Genomic DNA, 24,672 nt, shown 5'->3' with positions numbered 1-24,672 from the left:
GGACGCGCCGCCGCGTCGGCGGCGCTGCTCGCCCCGGGCGGCCTCACCCGCCGGCTGGTCGGCGGGACCCATCTGGCCTGGGGCATCGGACTGTTCCTCTTCGCGCTCGCCTTCGGCTCCCTCGCCAGCTCGCTCACGGACTTCGCGGAGAACCTCCCTGACCTGGCCGGCATGGCCCCGATCCGGCTCGACGACCTCACCGGATCGTTCTCCGCCTTCGTGCTGATGATGATCGCGATCGGCCCGGTCGCCCTCGCCGTCTCCGGGATGCTCCGGATGCGCACCGAGGAGACCGCGGGACGCCTCGCCGGCGTGCTCGTCGCCGGCACCTCCCGGGCGCGCCTGGCCGGACAGTGGTTCCTGGTCGTGCTGCTGGGCACCGCTGCGATGCAGGTGCTGCTCGGCCTCGGCGTCGGGATCGGCGTGTGGAGCGCGACCGAGGACACGGCCTGGATCGGCGAGATGACCCTCGCGGCGCTCACCTATCTCCCCGCCGTCGCGCTGTATGCGGCGATCGCGCTCGCCCTCTACGGGCTCGGGTCCCGCCTCGCCCCTCTCGCCTGGCTGCTCGTGGTGTACACCGCGCTGGTCACTTATCTCGGTCTGATGCTGGGTCTGCCCGACTGGGCCATGGACCTCTCGCCCCTGCAGCACATCGCGCTCGTGCCCTCCGAGGATCTCGAGGCGATGCCGCTCGTGGTGATGAGCGTCGCCGCCGCGGTGCTGGCCCTGCTCGGGCTCGCTCTGCTGCGCCGCCGGGACCTCGCCGCCGGCTGAGGGCCGGTGGTGGTCGGGGTGGCGGCGCCGGCCCAGGGCGGGGAGACTCGGGGGCGAGCCCCGCGACGGCGCGGAGGCCGACGAGAGGAGCCGACGATGGCGAAATACCTGATCTCCTTCCCCAGCAGCGCGATGAACCTGTCCGACGAGGAGCTCGCCGCCGCGTCCGAGGACTCCCATGCCGTGGCCCGCGAGGCGAAGGCCGCCGGGGTGTGGGTCTTCGGCGGTGGGATCGACGAGTCCGTGCCACCGGTGATGGTCACCGGCAGCGGCAGCGTGCTGGAGACGACCTACGAGCAGACCCGCCGCATCGACGGCGGGTTCGCCGTGCTCGATCTCGCCACCCGCGAGGAAGCCCAGGAATGGGCGCGTCGGATCGCCGTCGCGTGCCGCTGCGCCCAGGAGGTGCGGGTGTTCGGGGACGACCCGGAGAGCTGAGCCGCAGCACCCGCCTCCGTCGGCGGCCCTATCGTCATCATCCTCGGGCCCCGACGTCGTCACCGACGGATTCGTCGGCCCGCTATCCCTCGCCGTCGACCACGGCACCGCCTATGTCGCCGATGCGGCGGCCGACGCGATCCTCTGCTCGGGGGTGCCACGCTGCCGGACTGCGTGGTCGGCGCGTCGTACACGCCCGAGCCCGTCCCGAGCGATGTCGAGATCGGGAAGGACAGCAGGCTCTACGTCTCCACGCTGCAGGGCGCTCTCGGCGAGGCCTTCCCGCTCAGCACGGTCTATCGGGTCAGCCCTCGCTCCGGACACGCCCGGGCGGTCGCCGACCGCGGCATGCAGGGGACGACGGGCCTCGCCGTCGCCCTGAACGGCGACATCCTCGTCGCCGAGATGTTCGGCGACGAGATCGCCACGATCTCGCCCGGCCACACGAGGGCCCGGCTCTCTTCGAGGCCGCCTCGCCGGCCGACGTGGAGCTCGAGCGCGGCACCGTCTACGTCACCACCGGCGTGTTCGGCGAGCGCGGAGCCCCCGGAAACGGCGCCGTCGTCTCGTACCTGTACCGCTCCGTCCGCTGAGCCCCTCCGGGTCGCCGACGCGGAGACCCCCGCCCCGCCAGACGGCGGGACGGGGGTCTCGTACGGATCGGGCGGGGCTGCATCCGGGCACGCCGTGACGCCCGTGGGACAGCGCATTAACGCTGTTCGGCGTGTTACAGCGAGTGCATTGCGTCGTCGATCTCCGCGGTCATCGGCGAGGTCGCCGGACCATGGCGGGTCACGGCGATCGCCGCCGCCGCGCCCGCCCGGCGCGCGGCGTCCTCGAGGGGCTCCCCGGCGGCGAGCCGGCCGCAGAGCACTCCGGTGTGCGCGTCCCCCGCGCCGTTGGTGTCCACCGCGGTCACGGAGAGGGGCGGGAGCACGAGCGGCTCTCTGTCGGGGCGGACGAGCACGGCGCCGCGTGCTCCGGCGCGCAGGAGGACCACCGCTCCGGTGAGGGCGCACAGCCGGGATGCGAGGGCGAGGAGATCGGCGTCGGGGGAGGGGGCCATGGCCTCGGAGCCGGCAGGGGCCGCCTCCGTCCCCGTCCTCGCCGGGGCATCCTCGGCGTGCGCGGCCAGGCGGTCCACCAGCACTCGGGCCTCGCGCTCGTTCGTCGTCCAGACGTCCGCTCGATCGAGCAGGGCGTGCACGGACCCCAGGTCGACGTCGCCGATCACCGGGGAGGGATCCACGACCACCTGCACGCCGTCCTCCAGGTCCGGCAGCCATCGCAGGAGTGACTCGCGGTTCACGGGGTGCACGAGCGAGTAGCCGGAGACGCACACGACGTCGCCGGGGACGGGCGCGCCGGCGAGGAGCTGTGCGAGCGGGGTCCGGGCCTCGGCGCCGCGGGTGGAGACGAAGGTCCGCTCGGCGGAGTCGTCCACGAGGGCGACGCTGAAGCCTGTGTCCTCCAGCGGATCCGGGGAGGCGAGGACGCGCACGCCCTCCTCGGCCAGAGCCGCCCGCACGATGTCCCCGAAGGGGCCGGTGCCATGGCTGCCGAGGTAGACGACCTCGGCTCCGTCCCGTGCGGCAGCGGTCATCGTGTTCACTCCGCCGCCGGCGACCAGCCGGTGCGCGGTGGCGAAGACGTCGCCTCCGGGCTCGGGCACGCTCGGGATGCGCAGCACCACGTCCACGACGGCCTGTCCGGCATGCAGCACCCGCCCGGTCGTGAGCAGACCGGTCATCGCGTGGTGACGATCGAGCGCAGGCCGATCACGGCGTAGAGCACGGCGGCGAGGGTGAGTGAGAGCAGCCAGGCCATGCCGTTCCGCCCGATCCAGGTGTCGAACAGCGGTCCCGTGTACCAGGGCGTCCGTCCCGGGGTGATCTGCATGAACACCGCCGCGACGACGATCGCGATCAGCCAGGGCGCCACGGCCGCCCAGCGCACGCCGCCGGTGTAGAAGTAGCCGCTGCCCGGGGAGAGGTCCAGCAGCGCGTCGGAGTCGTAGGTCCGTCGGCGCAGCATGTCCACCAGGAAGATCCCGATCCAGGCGGATATCGGCACCGCCAGCAGCGAGATGAAGGTGATGAACGGGCCGTAGAAGCCGTCGGCCACCAGGAGGAACAGGAGCGATGCGGTGGTGGTCACCACGACGTCGACGAGCACGGCGTGGACCCGCTTCACGCGCAGCCCGAGGGTGAGGGTGGTGAGGCCGGCGGAGTACACGGAGAGGTGATTGGACAGCAGCAGGCCCACGAAGGAGACGACCAGATAGGCGACGGCGACGGGGAGCGGGAGCATGTCGCGGATGGAGTCGAGCGGGTTCGCGGAGGCGGCGACCTCGGAGTCCGAGGCGCCGAGCATCGCGCCCATGGAGATCATCACGACCAGCGGGATGCCGGCGCCCGCAGATGCGGAGGCGACCAGCGACGCGGCCGAGACGCGCGGGGACTGGTAGCGGGCCATGTCCGCGCCGGAGTTCGCCCAGCCGATGCCGGTGCCGGCGGCGATCGTGCCGATGCCGGTCAGGACCGCGGCGGTCGTGCCGTGCGGCAGCGCCATCACGGCGGCCCAGTCCACATTGAGCACGAGGAAGGCGAGGATGACGAGGTTCGCCGCGCCGAAGATCCAGGTCGACCACTTCTGGACCACGAGGATCGCCGCATGCCCCATGCCCGAGACGGCGACGGTGAACGCGACGAACACGGCCACGCCGAGCACCGCGACGAGCGGTGCGGACTTCGCGTCGCCGCCGGTCCCAGCGAGTAGGGAGACGATCGTGACCAGAGCGAGCGCCGCCGTCGAGGTGTTGACGGTCTCCCAGCCCAGGCGCGAGAGCAGCGCGACGAGGGTGGGTCCGGCGTTGCCGCGGGTGCCGAAGATCGCACGGGAGAGGGTGAGGCTCGGCGCGCCGCCGCGGCGCCCGGCGATGGAGATCAGGCCGACGATCGCAAAGGAGCCGAACGCGCCGAGCACGGCGACCAGGATCGACTGGCCGACCGAGAGTCCGAGCGCGATGAGGCTGACCCCGAGGGGCAGGCCGAGTACGGAGATGTTGGCGGCGAACCAGACCCAGAAGAGCTCCAGGGGGCTCCCGGTGCGCTCGTGCTCGGGGACGGGTTCGATTCCTCGCTGCTCGAGGGCGCCCAGCGCCCCCTGCTCGCTCGGGAGTGCGGCGGCGGTCTCGCCGCCATGGGCTGTGGTCGACATCGATGTCTCCTCGGGGGATGGGCGTGCTCGGAGGGCGGGGTCAGAGGGCGGCGCGGCGGCGCAGAGCGAGCAGCTGCGCGGCCAGGGGAGCGAGATCGAGCCCGTTCACCTCGCGCACCTGCGCGGTCATGGCGGGCGGGAAGGCGTCCGCGCCGTGCAGCGCGCCGAGCACGGCCCCGGTCATGGCCGCGACGGTGTCGGTGTCCCCGCCGAGCGAGGCGGCGGTGCACAGCGCGTCGAGGGGGTCGTCCTGTCCGAGGTCGACCAGGAGCAGCGCCGCGACGACGGACTCCTGGGACTGGACGGAGGTGCCCACGACGTCCCGCAGGAACTCCTCCCGGGCGGCAGGGCCGAGGGCGCGCAGCGGCGCCCGGAAGGCACGGACGCGGGTGGGGATCGAGGCACCGGCGATCCAGCTCCCGCGCGAGGCGCCCCGAGCGGCCAGGCCGAGCGCCGCCTCGAGCGCTGCGTCGGTGTCCGCTCCCTCGAGCGCCGCGGAGACGGCGCCGGCGATCGCGGCGGCCCCGGAGATCCCGAGCCCGGTCAGGTGGGTCACCTGGCTGGCCTCCACCACCACGTCCAGCAGCGCCTCACCCGGGGCGACGGCGATGCCGACGGGGGCGATGCGCATCGCCGCGCCGTTGGTGGTGCCGTGGCGTCCGGTCTCCTCGACCGGGACGCCGGCCTGCAGCTTCTCCAGCGCCGCCTTGGTCGAAGGGCCGAGCAGATCGCGGGATCCCCGCGCGATCATGTCCTGCTCCCAGGCGATGAGCGCGGCGGCGAGGTCGTGAGGGTCCACGTGGCCGTCGCCGTCCAGGAGGAGCTGGGCGAGGAGCAGAGCCTGCTCGGTGTCGTCCGTGATGGAACCGGCCGGCATGGCCGGGGCGATCGGCTGGTCGTCGGCCGCGTCGAGGAGGCTGTCGACCCGCCCATATAGTGCGGCGATCCTCTGGTGGGGGAGGGACTGGGTGGGCATCCCGAGCGCGTCGCCGAGGGCGAGGCCGAGCAGGGAGCCGTGCGCCCGGTCCTGTGCGGTGAGGGCAGGGGAGGTGGTCATGCATCGTCTCCGAACGTGAGGGCGAGGGTGAAGTGAGCGGGGTCCAGCAGCGAGACGACGTGCTCGACGAAGCGGCCGTCGGCCGTCCACGACGTGCGGGAGGTGCGCAGGAACGGGCTGCCGACGGTGCGGTCGAGGATCGCCGCCTCCCGCGCGTCCAGCGCGTGAACGTCAGCGCGCTGCGTGCCGCGCGCGGGGGAGAGGCCCGCGCGGGCGAGCGTGGCGGAGAGGGAGTCGTCGACGAGTCCGGTGGTCGGCAGCTCGGCGAGCAGGTCGACGGCGGGGACCGTCGCGCACTCGAAGGAGATCCGCTGCGCGGACCCGTCGTCCGTGCCGAAGGTGCGGACGCGGCGGATCGCGACGCCGCTCTCGAGGTCGACCTCCTCCGGCAGGAGGGGGACCTCCTCGCGGCCGACGCGGTCGATCGAGAGGATCCGGGCGCTGACTTCGCTCCCGGTCTCGGCGAGCGCCTGCGCCCAGCCCTGCTGCTGATCGAGGCGGTGGCCGTCGAAGATCACGAAGGAGCCCCGTCCGGACTCGGTCGCGATGAGCCGTCGATGCTGGAGATCCGCGAGCGCCTGGCGGACTGTGGTGCGGGAGACGCCGAACTCCTCGGCCAGCCGCACCTCGCCCTCGAGGCGATCGCCGAGCTCGTACTCGCCGTCATGGATGCGACGGGCGAGAGTCTCGACGATCATGCGACGCTTGCCGCGGGCAACCGGTATGGACATGTACAAACAGGTACACCATGTCGGGGTCGGAGGTGAGCGCGTGTCGAGAAGCGGACGACGGGGCGCGCCGGGAGCCGACGCGGAGACCCCCGCCCCGCCGGACGGCGGGACGGGGGCCTCTGCTGCGCGAGCGCTGTCGGCTCAGATGTCGTAGTACAGCTCGAACTCGTGCGGGTGCGGGCGGAAGCGGAACGGATCGATCTCCGTGGTGCGCTTGAGCTCGATCCAGGTCGAGATGAGGTCCTCGGGGAACACGCCGCCCTCGGTGAGGTAGTCGTGATCGGCCTCGAGCGCGTCCAGGGCCGCGCCGAGGGACTCGGGCAGCTGCTGGATCTGGGCGTGCTCCTCCGGCGGGAGCTCGTAGAGGTCCTTGTCGATCGGCTCCGGCGGCTCGATCCGGTTGCGGATGCCGTCGATGCCCGCCATGAGCTGCGCGGCGAAGGCGAGGTACGGGTTCGCCGAGGGGTCCGGCGCACGGAACTCGACGCGCTTGGCCTTCGGGGAGGAGCCCGTGACCGGGATGCGGATCGCGGCCGAGCGGTTGCGGGCCGAGTAGACCATGTTCACCGGCGCCTCGAAGCCGGGCACCAGGCGCTTGAAGGAGTTCACCGTGGGGTTGGTGAACGCGGTCAGCGAGGGGGAGTGCTCGATGATGCCGCCGATGTACCAACGGGCGATGTCAGAGAGGCCGCCGTAGCCGCGCTCGTCGAAGAACAGCGGCTCGCCGTCCTTCCACAGCGACTGGTGGGTGTGCATGCCCGAGCCGTTGTCGCCGAACAGGGGCTTGGGCATGAAGGTCGCGGTCTTGCCCGCCTCCCACACGGTGTTCTTCACGACGTACTTGAACTTCATGACGTCGTCGGCCGCCTGCAGCAGCGTGTTGAAGCGGTAGTTGATCTCCTGCTGGCCCGCGGTGCCGACCTCGTGGTGGGCACGCTCGACCGACAGTCCGGTCCCCTCGAGCACGGCGCAGATCTCGTCGCGCAGGTCGGCCATCTGGTCGTTCGGCGGGACGGGGAAGTAGCCGCCCTTGAGCCGGGTCTTGTAGCCCTGGTTGCCGCCGAACTCGGACTCGTCGCGGTCGGTGTTCCACACCGCCTCGTCGGAGTCGATCGAGTAGAAGCCGGAGTTGACCGACGTCTTGAAGCGGACGTCGTCGAAGATGTAGAACTCGGCCTCGGCCGCGAAGAACGCGGTGTCGGCGATGCCGGTGGACTTCAGGTACTCCTCGGCGCGGGCCGCGACGGTGCGGGGATCGCGGGAGTAGGGCTCGTCCGTGAACGGATCCACGATCGAGAAGTTGACGATCAGGGTCTTCCGCTCCCGGAACGGATCCAGGTACGCCGTCTCCAGGTCCGGCACGAGCTTCATGTCCGACTCGTGGATGGCCTGGAACCCGCGGATCGAGGAGCCGTCGAAGAGCTGCCCCGCCGCGATGGCCTCCTCGTCGAAGGTGCTCGCCGGGATGTTGAAGTGCTGCATGACGCCGGGAAGGTCGCAGAAGCGGATGTCGATGAACTCGACGCCCTCCTCCTCGATGTACTTCGCGACCTCGCTGGGATTGTTGAACACATCTCCTCCATCCGCGCCGTGCGGCGCGTTAAGTGCTTTCTCACCCCGAGGGGCCGAACCGCTCGAGTGCCGAGGGACCGCGTCGGGCCCGGACTCGGGTGCGACCAAGCTTAGGGGCAGTGGTGCCCCGCGCCCGGGGAGCCCGGCGATTCCCAGCACGGCCGCGTAGGCTCCGCCCGTGATCGATCGCAAGGACCTCGGCTCCTGGATGGACGGCCCGCCAAGGGAGGCCGGCTACGTCAAGGGCTCCGCTCTCGGACTGCCGGCCACGGGCCGCGGCGCCGTCGCGCCGTTCTGGCGCCGACCCCTCTCGCTGATCGTCGACTGGGGACTGTGCGTGGGCATCTCGGCCCTGCTGCTCGGCGGCGACCCGCTGGCGAACCTGATCCTCTTCGCGGCGGTGAACGTGCTGTTCCTGACGCTTTTCGGCGTGACCCCGGGCCAGTTCCTGCTGCGGGTGCGGGTCGTCCCCGTCAGCGGCCGCAGCCCGATGCTGCTGCGCGCGCTGGTGCGCACCGCGCTGATGCTGCTGGTGCTCCCGGCAGTGGTCTGGAACCGCGACACCCAGCCCCTGCACGACGTCGTCGCGGGCACCGTGGTCGTCACCCTCTGACGAGGTCCGCCGCCTCGCCTGCGCGGCGGGAGAAAGCACTCCAGCACCCCTGGACGCGCCCTGTCCACCCGCAGGACGCCTCCCCACTTCATCCCGCTGACCTGCGTCGATGTCGAATGTCACGAAAAGGTCACGCAGATAACGGGAAGGTCACGGCCGCCTCCCAGCCCCACGGGCAGCCCTTCCGCGCACAGCACGACGCCCCCACCCGCCGGAGCGGGAGGGGGCGTCGCCGAGAGGGCGGGTGCCGGGTCAGCGGCCGCGCATCGCCTTGCGGTTCGGACGGGCGCGCATCGGGTCCACGCCCTTGGGCACCTGCTGGCGGAGCGAGCGGTGCAGCGCGTTCAGGCGCTTGGTCACCTGTGCGGACTCCTGCTTGGTCAGCTGCTTCTTCATGCGCTGCATGTAGGTGGGGAGCTTGTGCAGCGGCACCTCGCCCTCGCCGTCGCCGACGACGATCTGATGGACCGGCACGTTGTCGTGCTGCAGCACGCGCCGGATGCTGCGCCGCTCCTTCTCCAGCAGCTTCATCGAGATGCCCGTGGAGTCCTCGGCCACGACCGCGATGCCCGCCCGTCCCGAGGCTCGGAAGAGCATCTTCTGGCTGCGGGGATCGATCTGCACCGGCTCGTCCTCGACGTTCCAGCCGCGGCGGATCGACTGCATCGCGGCGAGCGCCGCACCGGTCTGGCCCTTGATGCGGTCGAAGGCCGCTCGCTCCGCCTTGCGCGCCAGGATGATCATCGCGATCAGCACGCCGACGGCGAGGCCCATGAAGATGCCGTACCAGGGGCTCTCGAAGATCAGCACGGTCAGCAGCACGCCGACGGCGATCGCGCCGACGACCGCGAGGATCATCAGCGGCAGGGTCGACCCGTCGACCTCCTGCGTGTACTTGAAGACCTCGAACATCTGCTTGAGGCGACCGGGCTTCTTCGTGCCGTCGGCGTTGCGCTTGCCGCGCTTCTTCGTGTCGTCCTTGGCGGACGTGGTCTCGGACGTGCGAGCCATGGGGGATGTGTCCTCTCGGGGCCGGCGGAGCGTCAGCTCGCGGCGGCCTGCTGGGTGCGGGCGACGACGCTCGCAGCTTCCTGACGGGCGGGCTGATCGGAGTCGAGGTGGCGGAGGTTCTCCGGGATCTCGCGGCCGAGCTCGCGCATCGCCTGCGCCCAGAGCTTCCCGGCACGGTACGAGGAGCGGACCATCGGACCGGCCATGACCGCGAGGAAGCCCATCTCCCTCGCGGCCTCGGACAGCTCGACGAACTGCTGGGGCTTCACCCAGCGGTCGATCGGGTGGTGCAGCTTCGAGGGCCGCATGTACTGGGTGATGGTGAGGATGTCGCAGCCGGCGTCGACCAGGGCCTGCATCGACTCCAGGATCTCCTCGTCCGTCTCGCCCATCCCGAGGATGAGGTTGGACTTGGTGATCATCCCGGCGTCCTTGCCCATCGAGATGACGTCCAGCGACCGGTCGTAGCGGAAGGCGGGACGGATCTGCTTGAAGATCCGCGGCACCGTCTCCAGGTTGTGCGCGAACACCTCGGGCTTGGCCTCGAACACCTGCTGGAGGTGCTCGCCGCGGCCCTTGATGTCGTCGATCAGCAGCTCGACGCCCGTGCCGGGGTTCATCGCGTGGATCTGCTGGCAGGTTCGGGCGAACAGCCCCGCCGCACCGTCCTCGAGATCGTCGCGGGCCACGCCCGTGACCGTCGAGTAGCGCAGGCCCATCTCCTTGACCGACTGCGCGACCTTGAACGGCTCCATCGGGTCCACCGCCATCGGCCTGCCGGTGGCGATGTTGCAGAAGTCGCAGCGCCGGGTGCAGGTGTCCCCACCGATCAGGAAGGTCGCCTCCCGATCCTCCCAGCACTCGAAGATGTTCGGGCAGCCGGCCTCCTCGCAGACCGTGTGCAGGCCCTGGCCGTGCACGCGCTGCTTCATGGCCGTGTACTCGGGGCCCATGACGGCCCTGGTCTTGATCCACTCGGGCTTGCGCTCGATGGGGACCTCGGCGTTGCGCGCCTCGACGCGCAGCATGCGACGGCCCTCGGCAGCGATCGTCACCGTGATGCCTCCTCGTCTTGACGTCCCTGAAGTCTATCGATCCCGCCTGCGCGCGCGGCGCTCACAGCGCCCGTGCGGAGGTGCGGTGCGCCACGAGGTCGATCATCGCCTCGGCGACCGGGTCGAGCAGCTCGGCGACCGGGACCCTGCGGCCCAGCTCCCGGCTGAGGCTGGTCACCCCGGCGTCGTCGATCCCGCAGGGAATCACGTTCTGGGCCCAGGAGAGGTCGTTGGCGCAGTTCAGCGCGAACCCGTGCATCGTGGCGCGCTTCGAGACGCGCATCCCGATCGCGCACACCTTGCGCTCCTCCTCGCCCTCAGGAGCCACCCACACCCCGCTGCGTCCCTCGATCGGGACGGTCTCGAGGCCGAACCCGGCGCAGACGCCGATGATCGCCTGCTCGAGGGCGCGCACGAAGCCGACCACGTCGATCGGGATCGGGAGCTTCACGATCGGGTAGCCGACGAGCTGCTGCGGCCCGTGCCAGGTGATCTTCCCGCCCCGGTCGATGTCCACCACCTCGGCGCCGTCGCGGGGACGCTCGTGGTCCTGGGTGAGCTTGCCCGCGGTGTACACGGGCTGGTGCTCCAGCAGGAGCAGCGTGTCCGGCCGCTCGCCCGCGACCACCTCGGCGTGGATGCGGCGCTGCAGGTCCCAGGCGGCGCGGTAGTCCACCGGCCCCGGGGGCAGGTCGAACTGTGCATGCCGGTCCTCGTGGGGGAGCGGCTCGCTGAGGCCGAGACGGATCACATCGAGCATCGCTCCAGGCTACTCCTGCCGCGACCTGCACGTTGTGGATGAACAGCAGGGGTGCGCGTCGTGGTGGGGTTCACTGTGGCCATGGATCAGGGGGAGCACGCCAGGCGCGGAGGGCGCCACAGGTTCGTCCTGGGGCCGACGGTCGACGGTCCGGGCAGCGACGGACCGGGACCCGCCGGCCCGGACGGTGCCGCCGGGGACCCGGCCGGGCGCGAGGAGGAGAGCCTCGGAGCGCCGGGGAGGGAGGACGCGCTGCGGGTGCGATGGCGGGGACAGGACGGACGCGAGTCCGTCACGGCGGAGATGCAGCTGCTCGCCGCGCTCGAGGTGGCCGGGATCAGCGCCGCACCGGACGTGATCGGCATGGAGGAGGACGGGTACATCCGCGAGACCGCCCCGCCGCTCGCGCGACGCCGCGGACGACGCGCAGCCGACGGCGGTGCACCCGCGACGGGAGAGCGGCTGGCGCAGGCCCGGGCACGGGAGGAGCTCGACGCCCTCGTCGCGGCGCTCCACGAGCGCGGCTGGGTGCTCGGGGCGCCACGCGGCCGCGGGCTCGGGGTCCGGGCCGACGGCAGCGTGCTGGTGCTCGACCTCAGCGGCCTGCGACGTGAGCAGTCCCTCGCTGCGCGCAGCGCGGATCTGCACTGGATCGACTCCGTGCTCGAGGACGAGGAGAGGACGCTGCGACGACGGGTCCACGCCCTCCCTGGCGGAGGCGCGCCCTCGCTCGACCTGCCCGGTCTCCTCGACGCCCCCGTGGGGGCGGGGCCGACTGATCCGTCGCGGGTGCCGGGAGACCAGGGGGAGCCGGAGCGACCGGACGGGGCACAGCAGGAGGTGGCGCGGGAGGAGGTCGACGCGGCCGACGCAGGATCTGTGGCGCCGCTTCCGGCGCCCCGGCTGTGCAGAGCGAGGACGGAGGCGCGGGCCGCGGGCGAAGCCGACGCCAGCTGTTCGCGTCGGCGCGGGACCGGCGGTGCGCTCTCCGCGGTGCTGGGGGAGCGTCGACATCGGCGCACCGCCCTGCTCAGCGGGGCGATGGTGCTCGCCCTCGGCCTCGGCGCGGCGGCGGCGATCACCGTGACCGTGGACCGCTCGGAGCCGGCGCGACAGGCCCCCGCGGCCGTCGCCGGCGGAGCTCCTGCGGGCGCCAACAGCTCGCAGGAGGGGCAGGTGCCCGCGATCGAGGACCCGTGGGCGCTGGCGGCGGAGCTCGCGGGCTCCCGCCACTCCTATCTCACCGGCGCCTCCGACGTGCCCGTCGCCGCCGAGGGCGGTGCCGCGCAGGAGGAGGACGAGCGCATCCGCGCGGCCTACCAGGGCTACGAGGTGCAGGGCAGCGGCCCCGTCGTGCACGAGGCCGAGCTGATCGAGGGGCCCGACGAGGACGGCAGGGCCGTGCTGCGGGTGCTCGTCTCGACCGAGGCCGGCCAGGTGCGCGAGGGCTCCGGCCTCGTGCAGGAGACCCCGAACAGCGGTGCGGCGCAGGTCGATCTCGTGCTGATCTGGGACGGGGCCCGATGGAGGATCCTCGAGACGCGCACCGCGTGAGACGCCCGAGGAGGGCCGGGACGTGGAAGGGCCCCGACACCGCGACGGTGCCGGGGCCCTGCCGATGCTCAGCCGATGGCTGCGCGCAGGGACGGGATCAGAGGCCGAGCTCGCCCTCGAACGCGCCCTCCTCGAGCCGCTTCTTCATGTAGGTGAGGAAGCGGGCGGCGTCGCCGCCGTCGACCATGCGGTGGTCGTAGGAGAGGAACAGGTACATCATCGAACGGATCGCGATGGTGTCGTCGCCCTCGGCGTTCTGCACCACGGCGGGACGCTTCGTGATGGTGCCGGTGCCGAGGATGCCGACCTGCGGGGCGGGCACGATCGGGGTGTCCCAGAGGGCACCGCCCGAACCGGTGTTCGTGATCGTGAACGTCGCGCCGGAGAGGTCGTCGGGGACGAGCTTGTTGCTCTTCGCCCGGCCGCCGAGGTCGCCGATCTGGCGAGCGAGGCCGGCGAGATTCAGGTCGCCCGCGTTCTTGATGACCGGGACCACGAGACCGCGCTCGGTGTCCGCCGCCATGCCGATGTTCTCCGAGCCGTGGTAGACGACCCTGTCGTCATCGATGGTGGAGTTCAGCTGCGGGTAGATCTTCAGCCCCTCGATCGCCGCCATCATGAGGAAGGGCAGGAAGGTGAGCTTGGCGCCCTCGCGGGCGGCGAACTCGTCCTTCGCCCTCGCGCGCAGCTTCGCGATGCGGGTCACGTCGACCTCGACCGCGGTGGTCAGCTGCGCCATGCCGTGCAGGGACTCCATCATCCGCTGGCCGATGACCTTGCGGATGCGGGGCATCTTCTCCTCGGTGCCGCGCTTCGAGGAGACCTCGACCTTCGGCGCCGCGGGAGCGGCGGCTGCGGCGGCAGGAGCGGCCGCGGCGGCGGGTGCCGCCTGGGCCTTCTGCGCATCGATCGCCTGCTGCACGTCCTGCTTGCGGATCCGACCGCCGAGGCCGGAGCCCTTGACGCTCGAGAGGTCCACGCCGGCCTCGGCCGCCATCTTCCGCACCAGCGGGGTGACGTAGCCGGAGGACTCCGCGCCGGAGACGGAGTCCGCCGCCTGCGGGGCCGCAGCCGCCGCGGGCGCGGGCGCCTCGGTCTTCGTAGCCTCCTGCTTCGGAGCTTCCTGGGTGGGAGCCTCCTGGGTGGGAGCCTCAGCAGGCTTCTCCTCGGCCTTCGGCTCCTCGGCGGGCTCCTCCTCGGCCTTCGGCTCCTCGGGCGCGGGAGCGGCGGGCTCCTCCGTCTTCGGGGCCGCGGCGGCGCCGGAGCCGACGATCGCCAGCACGGAGCCGACCTCGGCGTCCTCGTCCTCCTGGACGCGGATCTCGAGCACGGTGCCCGCGACGGGGGAGGGGATCTCGGTGTCGACCTTGTCGGTCGAGACCTCGAGCAGCGGCTCGTCGACCTCGACGGTGTCGCCGACGGCCTTCAGCCAGCGGGTGACGGTGCCCTCGGTGACGGACTCGCCGAGCGCCGGCATCGTCACCTCCTCGCCCTCGGCCGCGCCGCCGGAGGCGCCGGAGGCGGCATCGCCGGAGGCGTCCGCGGGCTTCTCGGACTCCCCGGCGGGGGTCTCCTCGTCGGTGGACGGGGCGACGGTCTCGTCGGAGGCGAGGTCCTCGCCCTGCTCCTCGGCGGGAGCCTCCTCGGCCTCGGCGCCGGAGTCGCCGGAGCCGGCGTCCGCGGAGCCCGAGCCGTCGCCGATGACAGCGAGATCGGCGCCGACCTCGGCGTCCTCGTCCTCCTCGACCAGGATCTTCTCGATGGTCCCCGCGACGGGGGAGGGGATCTCGGTGTCGACCTTGTCGGTCGAGACCTCGAGCAGCGGCTCGTCGACCTCGACGGTGTCGCCGACGGCCTTCAGCCAGCGGGTGACGGTGCCCTCGGTGACGGACTCGCCGAGTGCCGGCATCTTCACGGTTTCAGACATGGGGTTCTCTCCTCTGGGAAGACTCAGGCGTGGGCGTGCAGCGGCTTGCCGGCGAGGGCGAGGGCCGCCTCGCCCATGGCCTCGTGCTGCGAGGGGTGGCCGTGGATGAGGGAGGCGACGTCCTCGGGGTAGGCCTCCCAGTTGACGATGAGCAGCGCCTCGCCCATCAGCTCGGAGGTGCGCGAGCCGATCATGTGGACGCCGATGATCGGGCCGTCCTTCTCGCGCACCAGCTTGATGAAGCCGGTGGTGCCGAGGATCTGGGACTTGCCGTTGCCGCCGAGGTTGTACTCGTAGGCCTCGACCCTGTCCTCGCCCAGCTGCTCCTTGGCCTGCTTCTCGGTGACGCCGACGGAGCCGACCTCGGGCTCGCAGTAGGTGATGCGCTCGATCCCGGACTCGACGATCGGAGCGGGGTTCAGGCCCGCGATCCGCTCGGCGACGAAGATGCCCTGGGCGAAGCCGCGGTGGGCGAGCTGCAGGCCGGGGACGATGTCGCCGACGGCGTAGACGCCGGGGACGTTCGTCTCGAGGGTCTCCTTGTTCGCGAGCACGAAGCCGCGATCCATCTCGATGCCCTGCTCCTCGTAGCCCATGCCGGACGTGTTCGGGCCGCGGCCCACGGCGACCAGGAGGTAGTCGCCCTCGAAGACCTTGCCGTCGGCGAGCGTGACCTTGACGCCGGTCTCGGTCTGCTCGGCCTTCTCGGTGAAGACGCCGAGGGAGAAGGCGATGCCGCGCTTCTTGTAGGCCCGCTCGAGGGCCTTGGAGATCGCCTCGTCCTCGTTGGCGACCAGGTGGGGCAGGCCCTCCACGATCGTCACGGACTCCGCCCCGAGCGACTTCCACACCGAGGCGAACTCGACGCCGATCACGCCGCCGCCGAGGATGATCGGGTTCTTCGGCAGCTCGGGCAGCTGCAGCGCCGTCTCGGAGTCGAGGAAGCGGCCGCCGAGGTCGATGCCCGGGAGGGTCTTCGAGTAGGAGCCGGAGGCGAGGATGACGTTCTTGCCGGTCAGGGTGCGGGTGCCGGACTCGGTCTCGACCGTGACGGTGTTCGGTCCGGTGAGCTTGCCGAAGCCCTCGACGTAGTCGATCTTGCGGGACTTCACCAGGCCCTGGAGTCCCTTGTACAGGCGGCCGATGATCTTGTCCTTGAAGCCGAGCACCTTCGCGGCGTCGACGCCGTTGAGGGTGAGGTCCACGCCGGCGGCGGCGGCCTCGGACGGTGCGTCGGCGAGCTCCCCGACGTGGAGCAGGGCCTTCGTCGGGACGCAGCCGCGGTGCAGGCAGGTGCCGCCGAGCTTGTCCTTCTCCACGAGGGCGATCTTCTGGCCGAGCTGGGCTCCGCGCAGCGCGGCCGCATAGCCGCCGCTGCCACCGCCCAGGATCACGACGTCGAACTGGTCAGTGGTTGTGTCCGCCACCTGTGTGCTCCTCGGTGTCTTGGGTGTTCCGCGGCGCATTCGGACCCGGATGGCCGACGGCGCCGCCTGCGTGCCCCATGCTAGGGCACCGGGCGGCGCCGGGCGGACCTGTTGCGCGCAACTGTCAGGGTGTCGATGCGGCGAGCGTCACGCCCCCGCGGCCCCGGCGTGGTCCTCGAGGACCTGCAGGACGGTGCGGACGCTCATCCCGGTGGCTCCCTTGCCCATGTAGCCCAGCGGTGCGCTGGCGAAGGCGGGGCCGGCGATGTCCAGGTGGGCCCACTCGGTCGACCCCACGAACTCCTTGAGGAAGATGCCCGCCGAGAGCGCGCCGCCGGGACGCTCGCCGATGTTGCGCAGGTCCGCGACGCGACCGGTGAGGTCGGCGCGCAGCTCCTGCGGGAAGGGCAGCGGCCAGAAGGGCTCGCCGGAGCGCTCGGCGGCCTCGACCACGGCCGACCGGCCGGTCTCGGTTCCCATCACGCCGCCGGTGCGCTTGCCGAGCGCGACCACGGCCGCGCCGGTGAGGGTCGCGACGTCCATCACCAGGTCCGGCTCCTCGGCGACGGCATCGACGAGCGCGTCGGCCATGACCATGCGGCCCTCGGCGTCGGTGTTGAGAACCTCGACGGTGGTGCCGTCGCGCATGGTGACCACGTCGCCGGGGCGCTGGGCGCCGCCGCCGGGCATGTTCTCGGCGAGGGCGAGGAAGGTGGTGACCTTCACGTCCAGCCCGAGCCGGGCCGCGGCGACGGTCGCGCCGAGCACGGTCGCCGCGCCTGCCATGTCCGAGGTCATGTCGTCCATGCCGGCCGCCGGCTTCAGGGAGATGCCGCCGGTGTCGAAGGTGATGCCCTTGCCCACCAGCGAGACCGAGCGGCTCGCCCCGGCGGGCGCGTACTCGAGGCGGACCAGGCGCGGCGGGCGCGTCGAGCCCTGGCCGACGCCGACGATGCCGCCGTAGCCGCCCTCGGCGAGGGCGGCCTCGTCCAGCACGGTCATCGTGATCGGGAGGTCGGCGACGAGCTCCTCCGCGCGGCGGGCGAACTCCGCCGGGGGCAGCAGGTTCGGCGGGGTGTTCACGAGGTCGCGCACGAGGTCGACGGAGCCGGAGAGCACACGGGCCCGCTCGAGCGCGGGCTCGAGGGCATCGGTCCCGGCCTCGCCGGCGAGCAGGACGATCTCGGCCAGGGCGCCCTTGGGGGCCTTCTGTCCGGTGCCGGTCTTGTGCGCGGTGAAGGCATAGGCGCCGAGCGCGGCGCCCTCGAGGGCGGCGGCGCGCTGCGCGTCGGACGCGGTGGGCAGGGCAAGCGCGGCGCGGCCGACGCCGGTCAGCGAGCGGGTCGCGGCGCCGACGGCGAGGCGGAGGTCCTCGGCGGAGACGGCGGAGAGATCCTCCTCGCCCACGCCGACGAGGAGCAGGGTGGTCGCGGCGGCGAGGCCGGTGGAGGGCAGACGGTGCAGGTCCCCGCGCGCGGCGGAGGGGGCGAGGCCCGCGACGGCCTCGGAGATCTCGGGGGCTCCCGGGACGGAGGCGGGGGCATCGCCCGCGCCGGCGACCAGGGGGAGCACGAGGACGTCGGCGGCGACGTCGACGAAGGGTTCAGCGGTCAGTTCCAGAATCGGCATGGGCCTATCGTAGGTCCCGGCCCCGGCCGACCGTCCGCGGCCGTGGAGGAGGACCGACCGCACGATGAGGGAGCCGCACCGATGAGCCTGCTGAGCATCGTGGTCGCCGTGCTGGGCGGTCTGACCGCCGCGCTCGCGATCTACTACGCCGCGAAGGATCTCAGCGCCGACCTCGTGCTGCTGGGCGCCGCGGCGCTGACCGCGATCGGCTGGATCGTGCTCGGCATCGCCCTCGGCGTGCGCGATGCGACCTCCGCAGGCCCGCCGCCCGAGCGGGTGACGCTCTACGGGTACGTGCTGACCGGGCTGATGCTCGTCGTCGGCGGGGGCTGGCTCGGCGCCTTCGAGCGCACGCGCTGGGGGAGCGTGGTGATCGCCGTGACCTGCGCGGTGACCCTCGTGCTCCTGATGCGCATCCACCAGATCTGGCCGGGAGGCTTCGCATGACCGCACCGCGCACCGACGACCGCCCTGCGGACCGCGACGGACGCGGTCCCGCGGCGGTCAGGAGCCGCGGCGGGCGCGGCTTCGAGATCGTCCTCGTCGCCGTCTACGGCATCTTCGCCCTCTCGGCGACCGCGCGCAGCCTGGTGCAGGTGCTGCGGGACTTCGACCGCGCACCGGTGGCCTACTCCCTCTCGCTGCTCGCGGCGGCGACCTACATCGCCGTGACCGTCGCCCTGGTGCGCGGCGGACGGCGCTCGAGGGTCGCCCGGGTGCTCGTCATGATCGAGCTGATCGGGGTGTTCGCCGTCGGCACCCTGACCGTGCTCGACCCCGTGCTGTTCCCCGAGGCGACCGTGTGGAGCGTGTACGGCCAGGGCTACGGCTACGTGCCGCTCGCGCTGCCCGTGCTCGCGCTGGTCTACATGCTGCTCGGGGCCCGCAAGCGACCCGAGACCTGACCATCGGGCCCCTGCGGCCCGGCCGGAGGATCCCTGCGGCGCGTCCGGAAGAGCCGTAGGACCCGGGGAGCGGGGCCCGGACCGCGTACCGTATGCCCGTGACCACCGACACCGCCGCCCGTCGCGGGCCCTACGACGTCCTGTTCCGTCACGTGCTCGCCCGTCTCGACCCCGAGCAGGCGCACCTGCTGACCCTGCGGGCGCTGTCGCTCGCGCACTCGGTCCCGGGCGCGCCGCGTCTCCTGCGCCGCGCGACGGGCACGCCGGACCCGATGCGGCCCGCGGGCAACGGTCGTCGCGTGCTCGACGCGGAGCACTCCTCCCCGCTCGGACTCGCGGCGGGTCTCGACAAGGACGGGGAGCTCCCGCTCGCGTTCCTCGACCTCGGGTTCGGGCATGTCGAGGTCGGCACCGTCACCGCGAAGGCGCAGCCCGGCAATCCGCGTCCGCGCTCCTTCCGCCTGGTGGGGGACCGCTCGCTGATCAACCGCATGGGCTTCAACAACCACGGCGCCCAGGCCCTCGCCCATCGCCTCGCCGCGGCCCGACGCACCGAGCGCGGCCAGCGCGCGGTGATCGGCGTGAACATCGGCAAGTCGAAGATCACGGCGCTCGAGGACGCGGCCGAGGACTACCGCTTCTCCGCCGGTCTGCTCGCGCCCTACGCCTCCTATCTCGCCATCAACGTCTCCAGCCCCAACACCCCGGGGCTGCGCGACCTGCAGAGCGTCGAGATGCTCCGCCCGATCCTCGAGGCCGTCGTCGACGAGAGCCGCAGCGCCGCCCGTCGTCTGCGCCGCGAGGTGCCGGTGCTGGTGAAGATCGCCCCCGACCTCCACGACGCCGACGTCACGGCGGTGGCCCGCCTCGCCGCCGAGGTGGGGCTCGCCGGCGTCATCGCGACCAACACCACCATCTCGCGGCCCGAGGAGCTGTGCGCCGACCGCGCCGAGATCGCGCGGATCGGCGCCGGCGGGCTCTCCGGCCCGCTGCTGGCCCGCCGCTCCCTCGAGATCCTCCGACTGCTCCGCGCCGAGCTGGGGGAGGAGGCCGTGGTCATCAGCTGCGGCGGCGTGACCACCGCCGAGGACGTCCGCGAGCGGCTCGCCGCCGGCGCCGACCTCGTCCAGGGCTACACCGCCTTCATCTACGAGGGCCCGTCCTGGCCCGGCCGGATCGCGCGCGCCCTGCGCCGCTGAGCCCTGCCGTCACGGGAGTCACCGCAGGCGAGGCCCTCCCCGCACGGACGCCGGGCCTACCCTGGAGGGATGGACGAGGACCTCTTCTCGCTGGGCGGTGATGCGCCCGCGCCGCGCACCCTGTCGGACCGCAACGTCGACCACCGCGCCCCGCTCGCGGTGCGGATGCGCCCCCGCACCCTCGAGGAGATCGTCGGCCAGCACGCGGCGCTGGAGCCCGGCAGCCCGCTGCGCCGCCTGGTCTCCACCGACGACTCGCGCACCGCGCCGAGCTCCGTGATCCTGTGGGGACCGCCCGGCACCGGCAAGACGACCCTCGCCTATGTCGTCGCGCAGTCGGGCGACCGCGAGTTCGTCGAGGTCTCCGCCGTCCTCGCCGGGGTCAAGGACATCCGCGACGTGGTGGACCAGGCCCGCTCCCGGCTGCGCACCGTCGGCCGCGAGACCGTCCTCTTCGTGGACGAGGTCCACCGCTTCTCGAAGTCGCAGCAGGACGCGCTGCTGCCGAGCGTCGAGAACCGCTGGGTCACCCTCGTCGCCGCGACCACCGAGAACCCCTACTTCTCGGTGATCTCCCCGCTGCTGTCGCGCTCGATCGTGCTCACCCTCGAGCCGCTCGCGCGGGAGGACCTCGACACCCTCGTGGACCGGGCGCTCACCGACGAGCGAGGGCTCGGCGGCGCCGTCACCCTCACGGGCGATGCCCGCGAGGCGCTGCTGCGGCTCGGCGGCGGGGACGCCCGCAAGATCCTCACCTCCCTCGAGGCGGCCGCCGCCGCGGCCCTGATGAAGGAGTCCAAGGAGATCGACGCGGCCACCCTCTCCCAGGCCGTGAACCGGGCCGCGCTGCGCTACGACCGCGGCGGCGACCAGCACTACGACGTCACCAGCGCCTTCATCAAGTCCATGCGCGGCAGCGACGTCGACGCCTCCCTCCACTACCTCGCCCGCATGATCGAGGCGGGGGAGGACCCCCGCTTCATCGCCCGACGCGTCGTGATCGCCGCGAGCGAGGAGGTGGGCATGGCCGACCCCGCCGCGCTGCAGGTCGCGGTCTCGGCGATGCAGGCCGTGCAGATGCTCGGCATGCCCGAGGGGCGCATACCGCTCGCCCAGGCCGTCGTCCACATCGCCACCGCCCCGAAGTCCAACGCCTCCTACAAGGCGCTGGACGCCGCGATCGCGGACGTCCGCGCCGGAAAGGGCCAGGGCGTTCCCGCCCATCTGCGCGATGCCCACTACTCGGGAGCGAAGAAGCTCGGGCACGGGGTCGAGTACCAGTACGCCCATGACGCCCCGCACGCCGTGGTCGCCCAGCAGTACGCGCCCGACGACCTCGTCGGCACCCGCTACTACCACCCCAAGGGCCACGGGCACGAGGAGGTCACGAGCCGCCGGGTCGAGGCGCTGCGGCGCATCCTGGACCAGGCTCCGCCCCCGCCCGGCGCGGGCGCGTGAGGCACTGCACAGGAAGCCTGGTGTGACCAGCCCCGTCGGACATGGACCCGGACGGGGGCGTGCGGTAGAGTCGGTCGCTGAATCCGCGGCTGCAAGACTGGATTCACCACACGCGAACAAGAGGTATACCTCGTGACCAACGTCACCCGTGCGCGCCGCCAGGCGCGTCTGTCCCGAGCCCTCGGGCTCCCGCTCACCCCGAAGTCGGTCAAGTACTTCGAGAAGCGCCCGTACCCCCCGGGCGAGCACGGCCGCGCCCGTCGCCGCACCGAGTCCGACTACGCGGTCCGCCTCAAGGAGAAGCAGCGTCTGCGCGCGCAGTACGCCCTCCGCGAGAAGCAGATGCACCGCGCCTACCTGGACGCCAAGAAGCAGCCGGGCCTGACCGGCGAGTCGATGGTCGAGCTGCTGGAGATGCGCCTGGACGCGCTCGTCCTGCGCGCCGGCTTCGCCCGCACCATCCTCCAGGCCCGCCAGGCCGTCGTGCACCGCCACATCCTGGTCGACGGCCAGCTGGTGGACCGCCCCTCCTTCCGCGTCGCGCCCGGCCAGACCATTCAGGTCAAGCCGAAGTCGCAGGCCATGGAGCCCTTCCAGATCGCCGCCGAGGGCGGGAACTCCGACGTGCTCGCGTCGGTCCCCTCCTACCTCTCCGTCGAGCTGCCCGAGCTGAAGGCCCAGCTCGTCTCGCGCCCCAAGCGCGCCGAGGTCCCCGTCACGGTCGACGTCCAGATGGTCGTCGAGTACTACGCGCGCTGACCTCTCCTCTCCGCGGCGCGACAGGCCCCGGCGGGTGTACTCCGGTACCCTGACCGGGGCCTTCGTGTCCGCAGTGCCGGCCGCACCACGGCCGTCCGCCCCACAGCATCCCGCCGCGCCGCCGACGCGGCTCCAGGAAGGACATCCCGCACCCATGCGCACCTCCGAGATCCACCGGCGGTTCCTCGCCCACTTCGAGAAGAAGGCGCACGAGGTCGTGCCCAGCACCTCGCTGGTCTCGAACGACCCCTCGATCCTCTTCACGATCGCCGGCATGGTCCCGTTCATCCCGTACATCGTCGGCACCGAGATGGCGCCCTACGACCGTGCGGTGAGCGTGCAGAAGTGCATCCGCACCAACGACATCGAGAACGTCGGGCGCACCACCCGCCACGGCACGTTCTTCCAGATGGCCGGGAACTTCTCGTTCGGCGACTACTTCAAGACCGGTGCGATCGACTTCTCCTGGGAGCTGCTGACCTCCTCCGTCGACGACGGCGGCTTCGGCCTCGAGCCCGAGCGGCTCTGGATCACCCTGTGGGAGCAGGACCAGGAGTCCTACGACCACCTCGTGCAGGTCATCGGCCTGGACCCCGCGCGGATCGTGCAGCTGCCCTGGGAGGAGAGCTGCTGGGACACCGGCCAGCCCGGCCCCGCCGGCTCCACCGGCGAGTGGTACTACGACCGCGGCCCGGAGTACGGCCCCGACGCCCCCACCGGCCGCCTGCCCCAGTGGCCCGGCGACGAGCGCGCCGAGGACCGCTATCTCGAGATCTGGAACCTCGTCTTCGACCAGTTCCTGCGCGGCCCGGGCAAGGGCAAGGACTACGAGCTGCTCGGCGAGCTCGACCAGAAGGCGATCGACACCGGTCTCGGCGTCGAGCGTCTCGCCTACCTGCTGCAGGGCAAGCAGAACATGTACGAGATCGACCAGATCTTCCCCGTCATCGAGAAGGCGCAGGAGCTCTCCGGTCGCCGCTACGGCGCGGACGCGGAGGACGACGTCCACCTGCGCATCATCGGCGACCACGTGCGCAGCGCGCTGATGCTCGTCGGTGACGGCGTGCGTCCCGGCAACGAGGGCCGCGGCTACGTGCTGCGCCGCCTCATCCGTCGCGCCGTGCGCTCCCTGCGCCTGCTGGGCTACGCCGAGCCGTCGATGCCGCACCTGCTGCCGATCTCCAAGGACCTCATGGCCGAGTCCTACCCGGAGCTCGAGGCGGACTTCCCGCGGATCGCCGAGATCGTCTACGCGGAGGAGGAGACCTTCCGACGCACGCTCGAGACCGGCACCGCGATCTTCGACCAGGTCGCGAAGAGCGCTGCGGCCGACGGCGGGCGCGTGCTGCCCGGCGACGAGGCGTTCAAGCTCCACGACACCTACGGCTTCCCGATCGACCTGACCATGGAGATGGCCGCCGAGGTCGGGCTCCAGGTCGACGAGGACGCCTTCCGCTCCGCGATGCAGGAGCAGCGCGAGCGCGCCCGCGCCGACGCGGCCGCGAAGAAGACCGGCCACACCGACACCGGGCTGTACAACCGTCTGCTCTCCGAGCGCGGCGGCGAGGTCCCGTTCCTCGGCTACACCGAGGACACCGTCGCCACCACCGTCGAGTCCGTGCTCGTCGACGGCGCGCTCGTCGACTCCGTCCAGGCGCCCGCGCAGGTCGAGGTCGTGCTCGCCTCGACCCCGTTCTACGCCGAGTCCGGCGGCCAGCTCGCCGACCAGGGCAGCATCGCCCTGACCGGCGGCGGCCTGGTCGAGGTCGACGACGTGCAGAAGCCGGTGAAGGGCCTGATCGTCCACCGCGGCCGCCTCGTCGAGGGCGAGCTCGCCCCCGGCGTCTCCGCCATCGCGTCCATCGACCGCGACCGACGCGGGGCGATCGCCCGCGCCCACACCGCCACGCACATGGTCCACGAGTCCCTGCGCGAGGAGCTCGGCCACGGTGCGACCCAGGCCGGCTCCGAGAACTCGCCCGGCCGGATGCGCTTCGACTTCCGCTACGGCCAGGCCGTGCCGAAGTCCGTGCTCGAGCAGATCGAGGGCCGCGTCAACACCCTGCTGCAGGAGGAGCTCTCCGTCACCGATGAGCAGATGCCGATCGACGAGGCGAGGGCGCTCGGCGCCCAGGCGCTGTTCGGCGAGAAGTACGGCGACATCGTGCGCGTCGTCTCCATCGGCGGGGACTGGTCCCGCGAGCTCTGCGGCGGCACCCACGTCGCGAGCACCGGCGCGATCGGCACCGTCCAGCTGATGGGCGAGGCCTCGATCGGCTCGGGCGTGCGCCGCGTCGACGCGCTCGTCGGCCTGTCCGCCTACCGTCACCAGGCCAAGTCCCACGCCCTGGTCTCCCAGCTCTCCGAGATGCTGAAGGTCGGCTCCGCCGAGGAGCTGCCCGAGCGCGTCCGCTCTCTCACCCAGCGGATGAGGGACATGGAGAAGCAGCTCGCGACGCTCCGCGGCCAGCAGCTGCAGGCCGAGGCGGGCCGCCTGGTCGACAGCGCCCAGGACGTCTCCGGCGTGCGCGTGCTGCTGCACGACGCGGGGGAGGGGGTCGCCGCCGGCGACCTGCGCACC

At 72.2% G+C, this 24,672-nt stretch carries 20 protein-coding genes and 1 pseudogene; 10 read left to right on the top strand and 11 right to left on the bottom strand.

Annotation, left to right across the window (positions count from 1 at the left end; translation table 11 throughout):
* A pseudogene (locus tag HMPREF3159_RS14470) lies at positions 1-777 on the top strand (polyketide antibiotic transporter); the annotation flags it as partial.
* A gap of 96 nt (positions 778-873) precedes the next feature.
* The gene (locus tag HMPREF3159_RS14465) at positions 874-1,215 is read left to right on the top strand and encodes a YciI family protein (protein ID WP_070501825.1); all 342 of its coding nucleotides are present in this window, start codon (positions 874-876) and stop codon (positions 1,213-1,215) included.
* A gap of 727 nt (positions 1,216-1,942) precedes the next feature.
* On the opposite strand, the gene HMPREF3159_RS14460 is transcribed toward HMPREF3159_RS14465, so the two are convergent.
* The 5 genes from HMPREF3159_RS14460 to glnA all read right to left on the bottom strand — a co-directional run bounded on the left by HMPREF3159_RS14460 (position 1,943) and on the right by glnA (position 7,794).
* The gene (locus HMPREF3159_RS14460) at positions 1,943-2,965 is read right to left on the bottom strand and encodes a PfkB family carbohydrate kinase (RefSeq protein ID WP_070501824.1); all 1,023 of its coding nucleotides are present in this window, start codon (positions 2,963-2,965) and stop codon (positions 1,943-1,945) included.
* On the bottom strand, positions 2,962-4,434 hold the full coding sequence (locus HMPREF3159_RS14455) for a purine-cytosine permease family protein (RefSeq protein WP_070501823.1): 1,473 nt from the start codon (positions 4,432-4,434) through the stop codon (positions 2,962-2,964). The genes HMPREF3159_RS14460 and HMPREF3159_RS14455 overlap by 4 nt, the downstream gene beginning before the upstream one ends.
* A 40-nt stretch (positions 4,435-4,474) precedes the next feature.
* Positions 4,475-5,491: an ADP-ribosylglycohydrolase family protein gene (locus HMPREF3159_RS14450; RefSeq protein WP_070501822.1), complete on the bottom strand. Its 1,017-nt coding sequence runs from the start codon at positions 5,489-5,491 to the stop codon at positions 4,475-4,477.
* Positions 5,488-6,222, bottom strand: a complete 735-nt coding sequence (locus HMPREF3159_RS14445; protein ID WP_070501821.1) for a GntR family transcriptional regulator — start codon at positions 6,220-6,222, stop codon at positions 5,488-5,490. Before HMPREF3159_RS14445 ends, HMPREF3159_RS14450 begins: the two co-directional genes overlap by 4 nt.
* A 141-nt stretch (positions 6,223-6,363) precedes the next feature.
* Complete coding sequence (gene glnA, locus HMPREF3159_RS14440; protein ID WP_070501820.1) at positions 6,364-7,794, bottom strand: type I glutamate--ammonia ligase; 1,431 nt, start codon at positions 7,792-7,794, stop codon at positions 6,364-6,366.
* Between the two features lie 178 nt (positions 7,795-7,972).
* Here glnA and HMPREF3159_RS14435 point away from each other — a divergent pair, with 178 nt between their 5' ends.
* On the top strand, positions 7,973-8,407 hold the full coding sequence (locus tag HMPREF3159_RS14435) for an RDD family protein (RefSeq protein WP_070501819.1): 435 nt from the start codon (positions 7,973-7,975) through the stop codon (positions 8,405-8,407).
* 252 nt (positions 8,408-8,659) lie between these two features.
* Here the strand turns inward: HMPREF3159_RS14435 and HMPREF3159_RS14430 are convergent, their stop codons facing one another.
* From HMPREF3159_RS14430 to lipB, 3 genes are all read right to left on the bottom strand, one after another.
* Positions 8,660-9,418, bottom strand: a complete 759-nt coding sequence (locus tag HMPREF3159_RS14430) for a DUF4191 domain-containing protein (protein ID WP_070501818.1) — start codon at positions 9,416-9,418, stop codon at positions 8,660-8,662.
* 32 nt (positions 9,419-9,450) lie between these two features.
* Positions 9,451-10,473: a lipoyl synthase gene (gene lipA, locus HMPREF3159_RS14425; RefSeq protein WP_070501817.1), complete on the bottom strand. Its 1,023-nt coding sequence runs from the start codon at positions 10,471-10,473 to the stop codon at positions 9,451-9,453.
* Between the two features lie 61 nt (positions 10,474-10,534).
* Positions 10,535-11,233: a lipoyl(octanoyl) transferase LipB gene (lipB, locus tag HMPREF3159_RS14420; protein WP_070501816.1), complete on the bottom strand. Its 699-nt coding sequence runs from the start codon at positions 11,231-11,233 to the stop codon at positions 10,535-10,537.
* A gap of 81 nt (positions 11,234-11,314) precedes the next feature.
* Here lipB and HMPREF3159_RS17585 point away from each other — a divergent pair, with 81 nt between their 5' ends.
* A complete protein-coding gene (locus tag HMPREF3159_RS17585; RefSeq protein WP_168165440.1) occupies positions 11,315-12,787 on the top strand; it encodes a hypothetical protein in 1,473 nt (490 codons plus the stop codon).
* A gap of 97 nt (positions 12,788-12,884) precedes the next feature.
* On the opposite strand, the gene sucB is transcribed toward HMPREF3159_RS17585, so the two are convergent.
* From sucB to HMPREF3159_RS14400, 3 genes are all read right to left on the bottom strand, one after another.
* Positions 12,885-14,714, bottom strand: a complete 1,830-nt coding sequence (sucB, locus tag HMPREF3159_RS14410) for a 2-oxoglutarate dehydrogenase, E2 component, dihydrolipoamide succinyltransferase (RefSeq protein ID WP_070501814.1) — start codon at positions 14,712-14,714, stop codon at positions 12,885-12,887.
* Positions 14,715-14,737: 23 nt separating this feature from the next.
* On the bottom strand, positions 14,738-16,141 hold the full coding sequence (gene lpdA / locus HMPREF3159_RS14405; RefSeq protein WP_070501813.1) for a dihydrolipoyl dehydrogenase: 1,404 nt from the start codon (positions 16,139-16,141) through the stop codon (positions 14,738-14,740).
* A 147-nt stretch (positions 16,142-16,288) separates the two neighbouring features.
* Positions 16,289-17,770, bottom strand: coding sequence for a leucyl aminopeptidase (locus HMPREF3159_RS14400; protein ID WP_070501812.1), 1,482 nt, complete (start codon positions 17,768-17,770; stop codon positions 16,289-16,291).
* 81 nt (positions 17,771-17,851) lie between these two features.
* Here HMPREF3159_RS14400 and HMPREF3159_RS14395 point away from each other — a divergent pair, with 81 nt between their 5' ends.
* The 6 genes from HMPREF3159_RS14395 to alaS form a co-directional block, all read left to right on the top strand.
* Complete coding sequence (locus HMPREF3159_RS14395; RefSeq protein ID WP_070501811.1) at positions 17,852-18,217, top strand: hypothetical protein; 366 nt, start codon at positions 17,852-17,854, stop codon at positions 18,215-18,217.
* A complete protein-coding gene (locus tag HMPREF3159_RS14390) occupies positions 18,214-18,675 on the top strand; it encodes a hypothetical protein (RefSeq protein WP_070501810.1) in 462 nt (153 codons plus the stop codon). The genes HMPREF3159_RS14395 and HMPREF3159_RS14390 overlap by 4 nt, the downstream gene beginning before the upstream one ends.
* A gap of 92 nt (positions 18,676-18,767) precedes the next feature.
* On the top strand, positions 18,768-19,874 hold the full coding sequence (locus HMPREF3159_RS14385) for a quinone-dependent dihydroorotate dehydrogenase (RefSeq protein ID WP_070501809.1): 1,107 nt from the start codon (positions 18,768-18,770) through the stop codon (positions 19,872-19,874).
* Positions 19,875-19,943: 69 nt separating this feature from the next.
* A complete protein-coding gene (locus HMPREF3159_RS14380; RefSeq protein WP_053915727.1) occupies positions 19,944-21,332 on the top strand; it encodes a replication-associated recombination protein A in 1,389 nt (462 codons plus the stop codon).
* 132 nt (positions 21,333-21,464) lie between these two features.
* Complete coding sequence (gene rpsD / locus HMPREF3159_RS14375) at positions 21,465-22,091, top strand: 30S ribosomal protein S4 (RefSeq protein ID WP_010551614.1); 627 nt, start codon at positions 21,465-21,467, stop codon at positions 22,089-22,091.
* Between the two features lie 154 nt (positions 22,092-22,245).
* Positions 22,246-24,672 (top strand): alanine--tRNA ligase (gene alaS / locus HMPREF3159_RS14370; RefSeq protein ID WP_070501808.1); only part of this gene is annotated, 2,427 nt, incomplete at its 3' end.

Origin of the sequence: Brachybacterium sp. HMSC06H03, from assembly GCF_001807385.1 — a bacterium.
In the GTDB taxonomy this organism is placed as follows: domain Bacteria; phylum Actinomycetota; class Actinomycetes; order Actinomycetales; family Dermabacteraceae; genus Brachybacterium; species Brachybacterium conglomeratum.
This window is presented reverse-complemented; position numbering and strand designations above follow the sequence as displayed.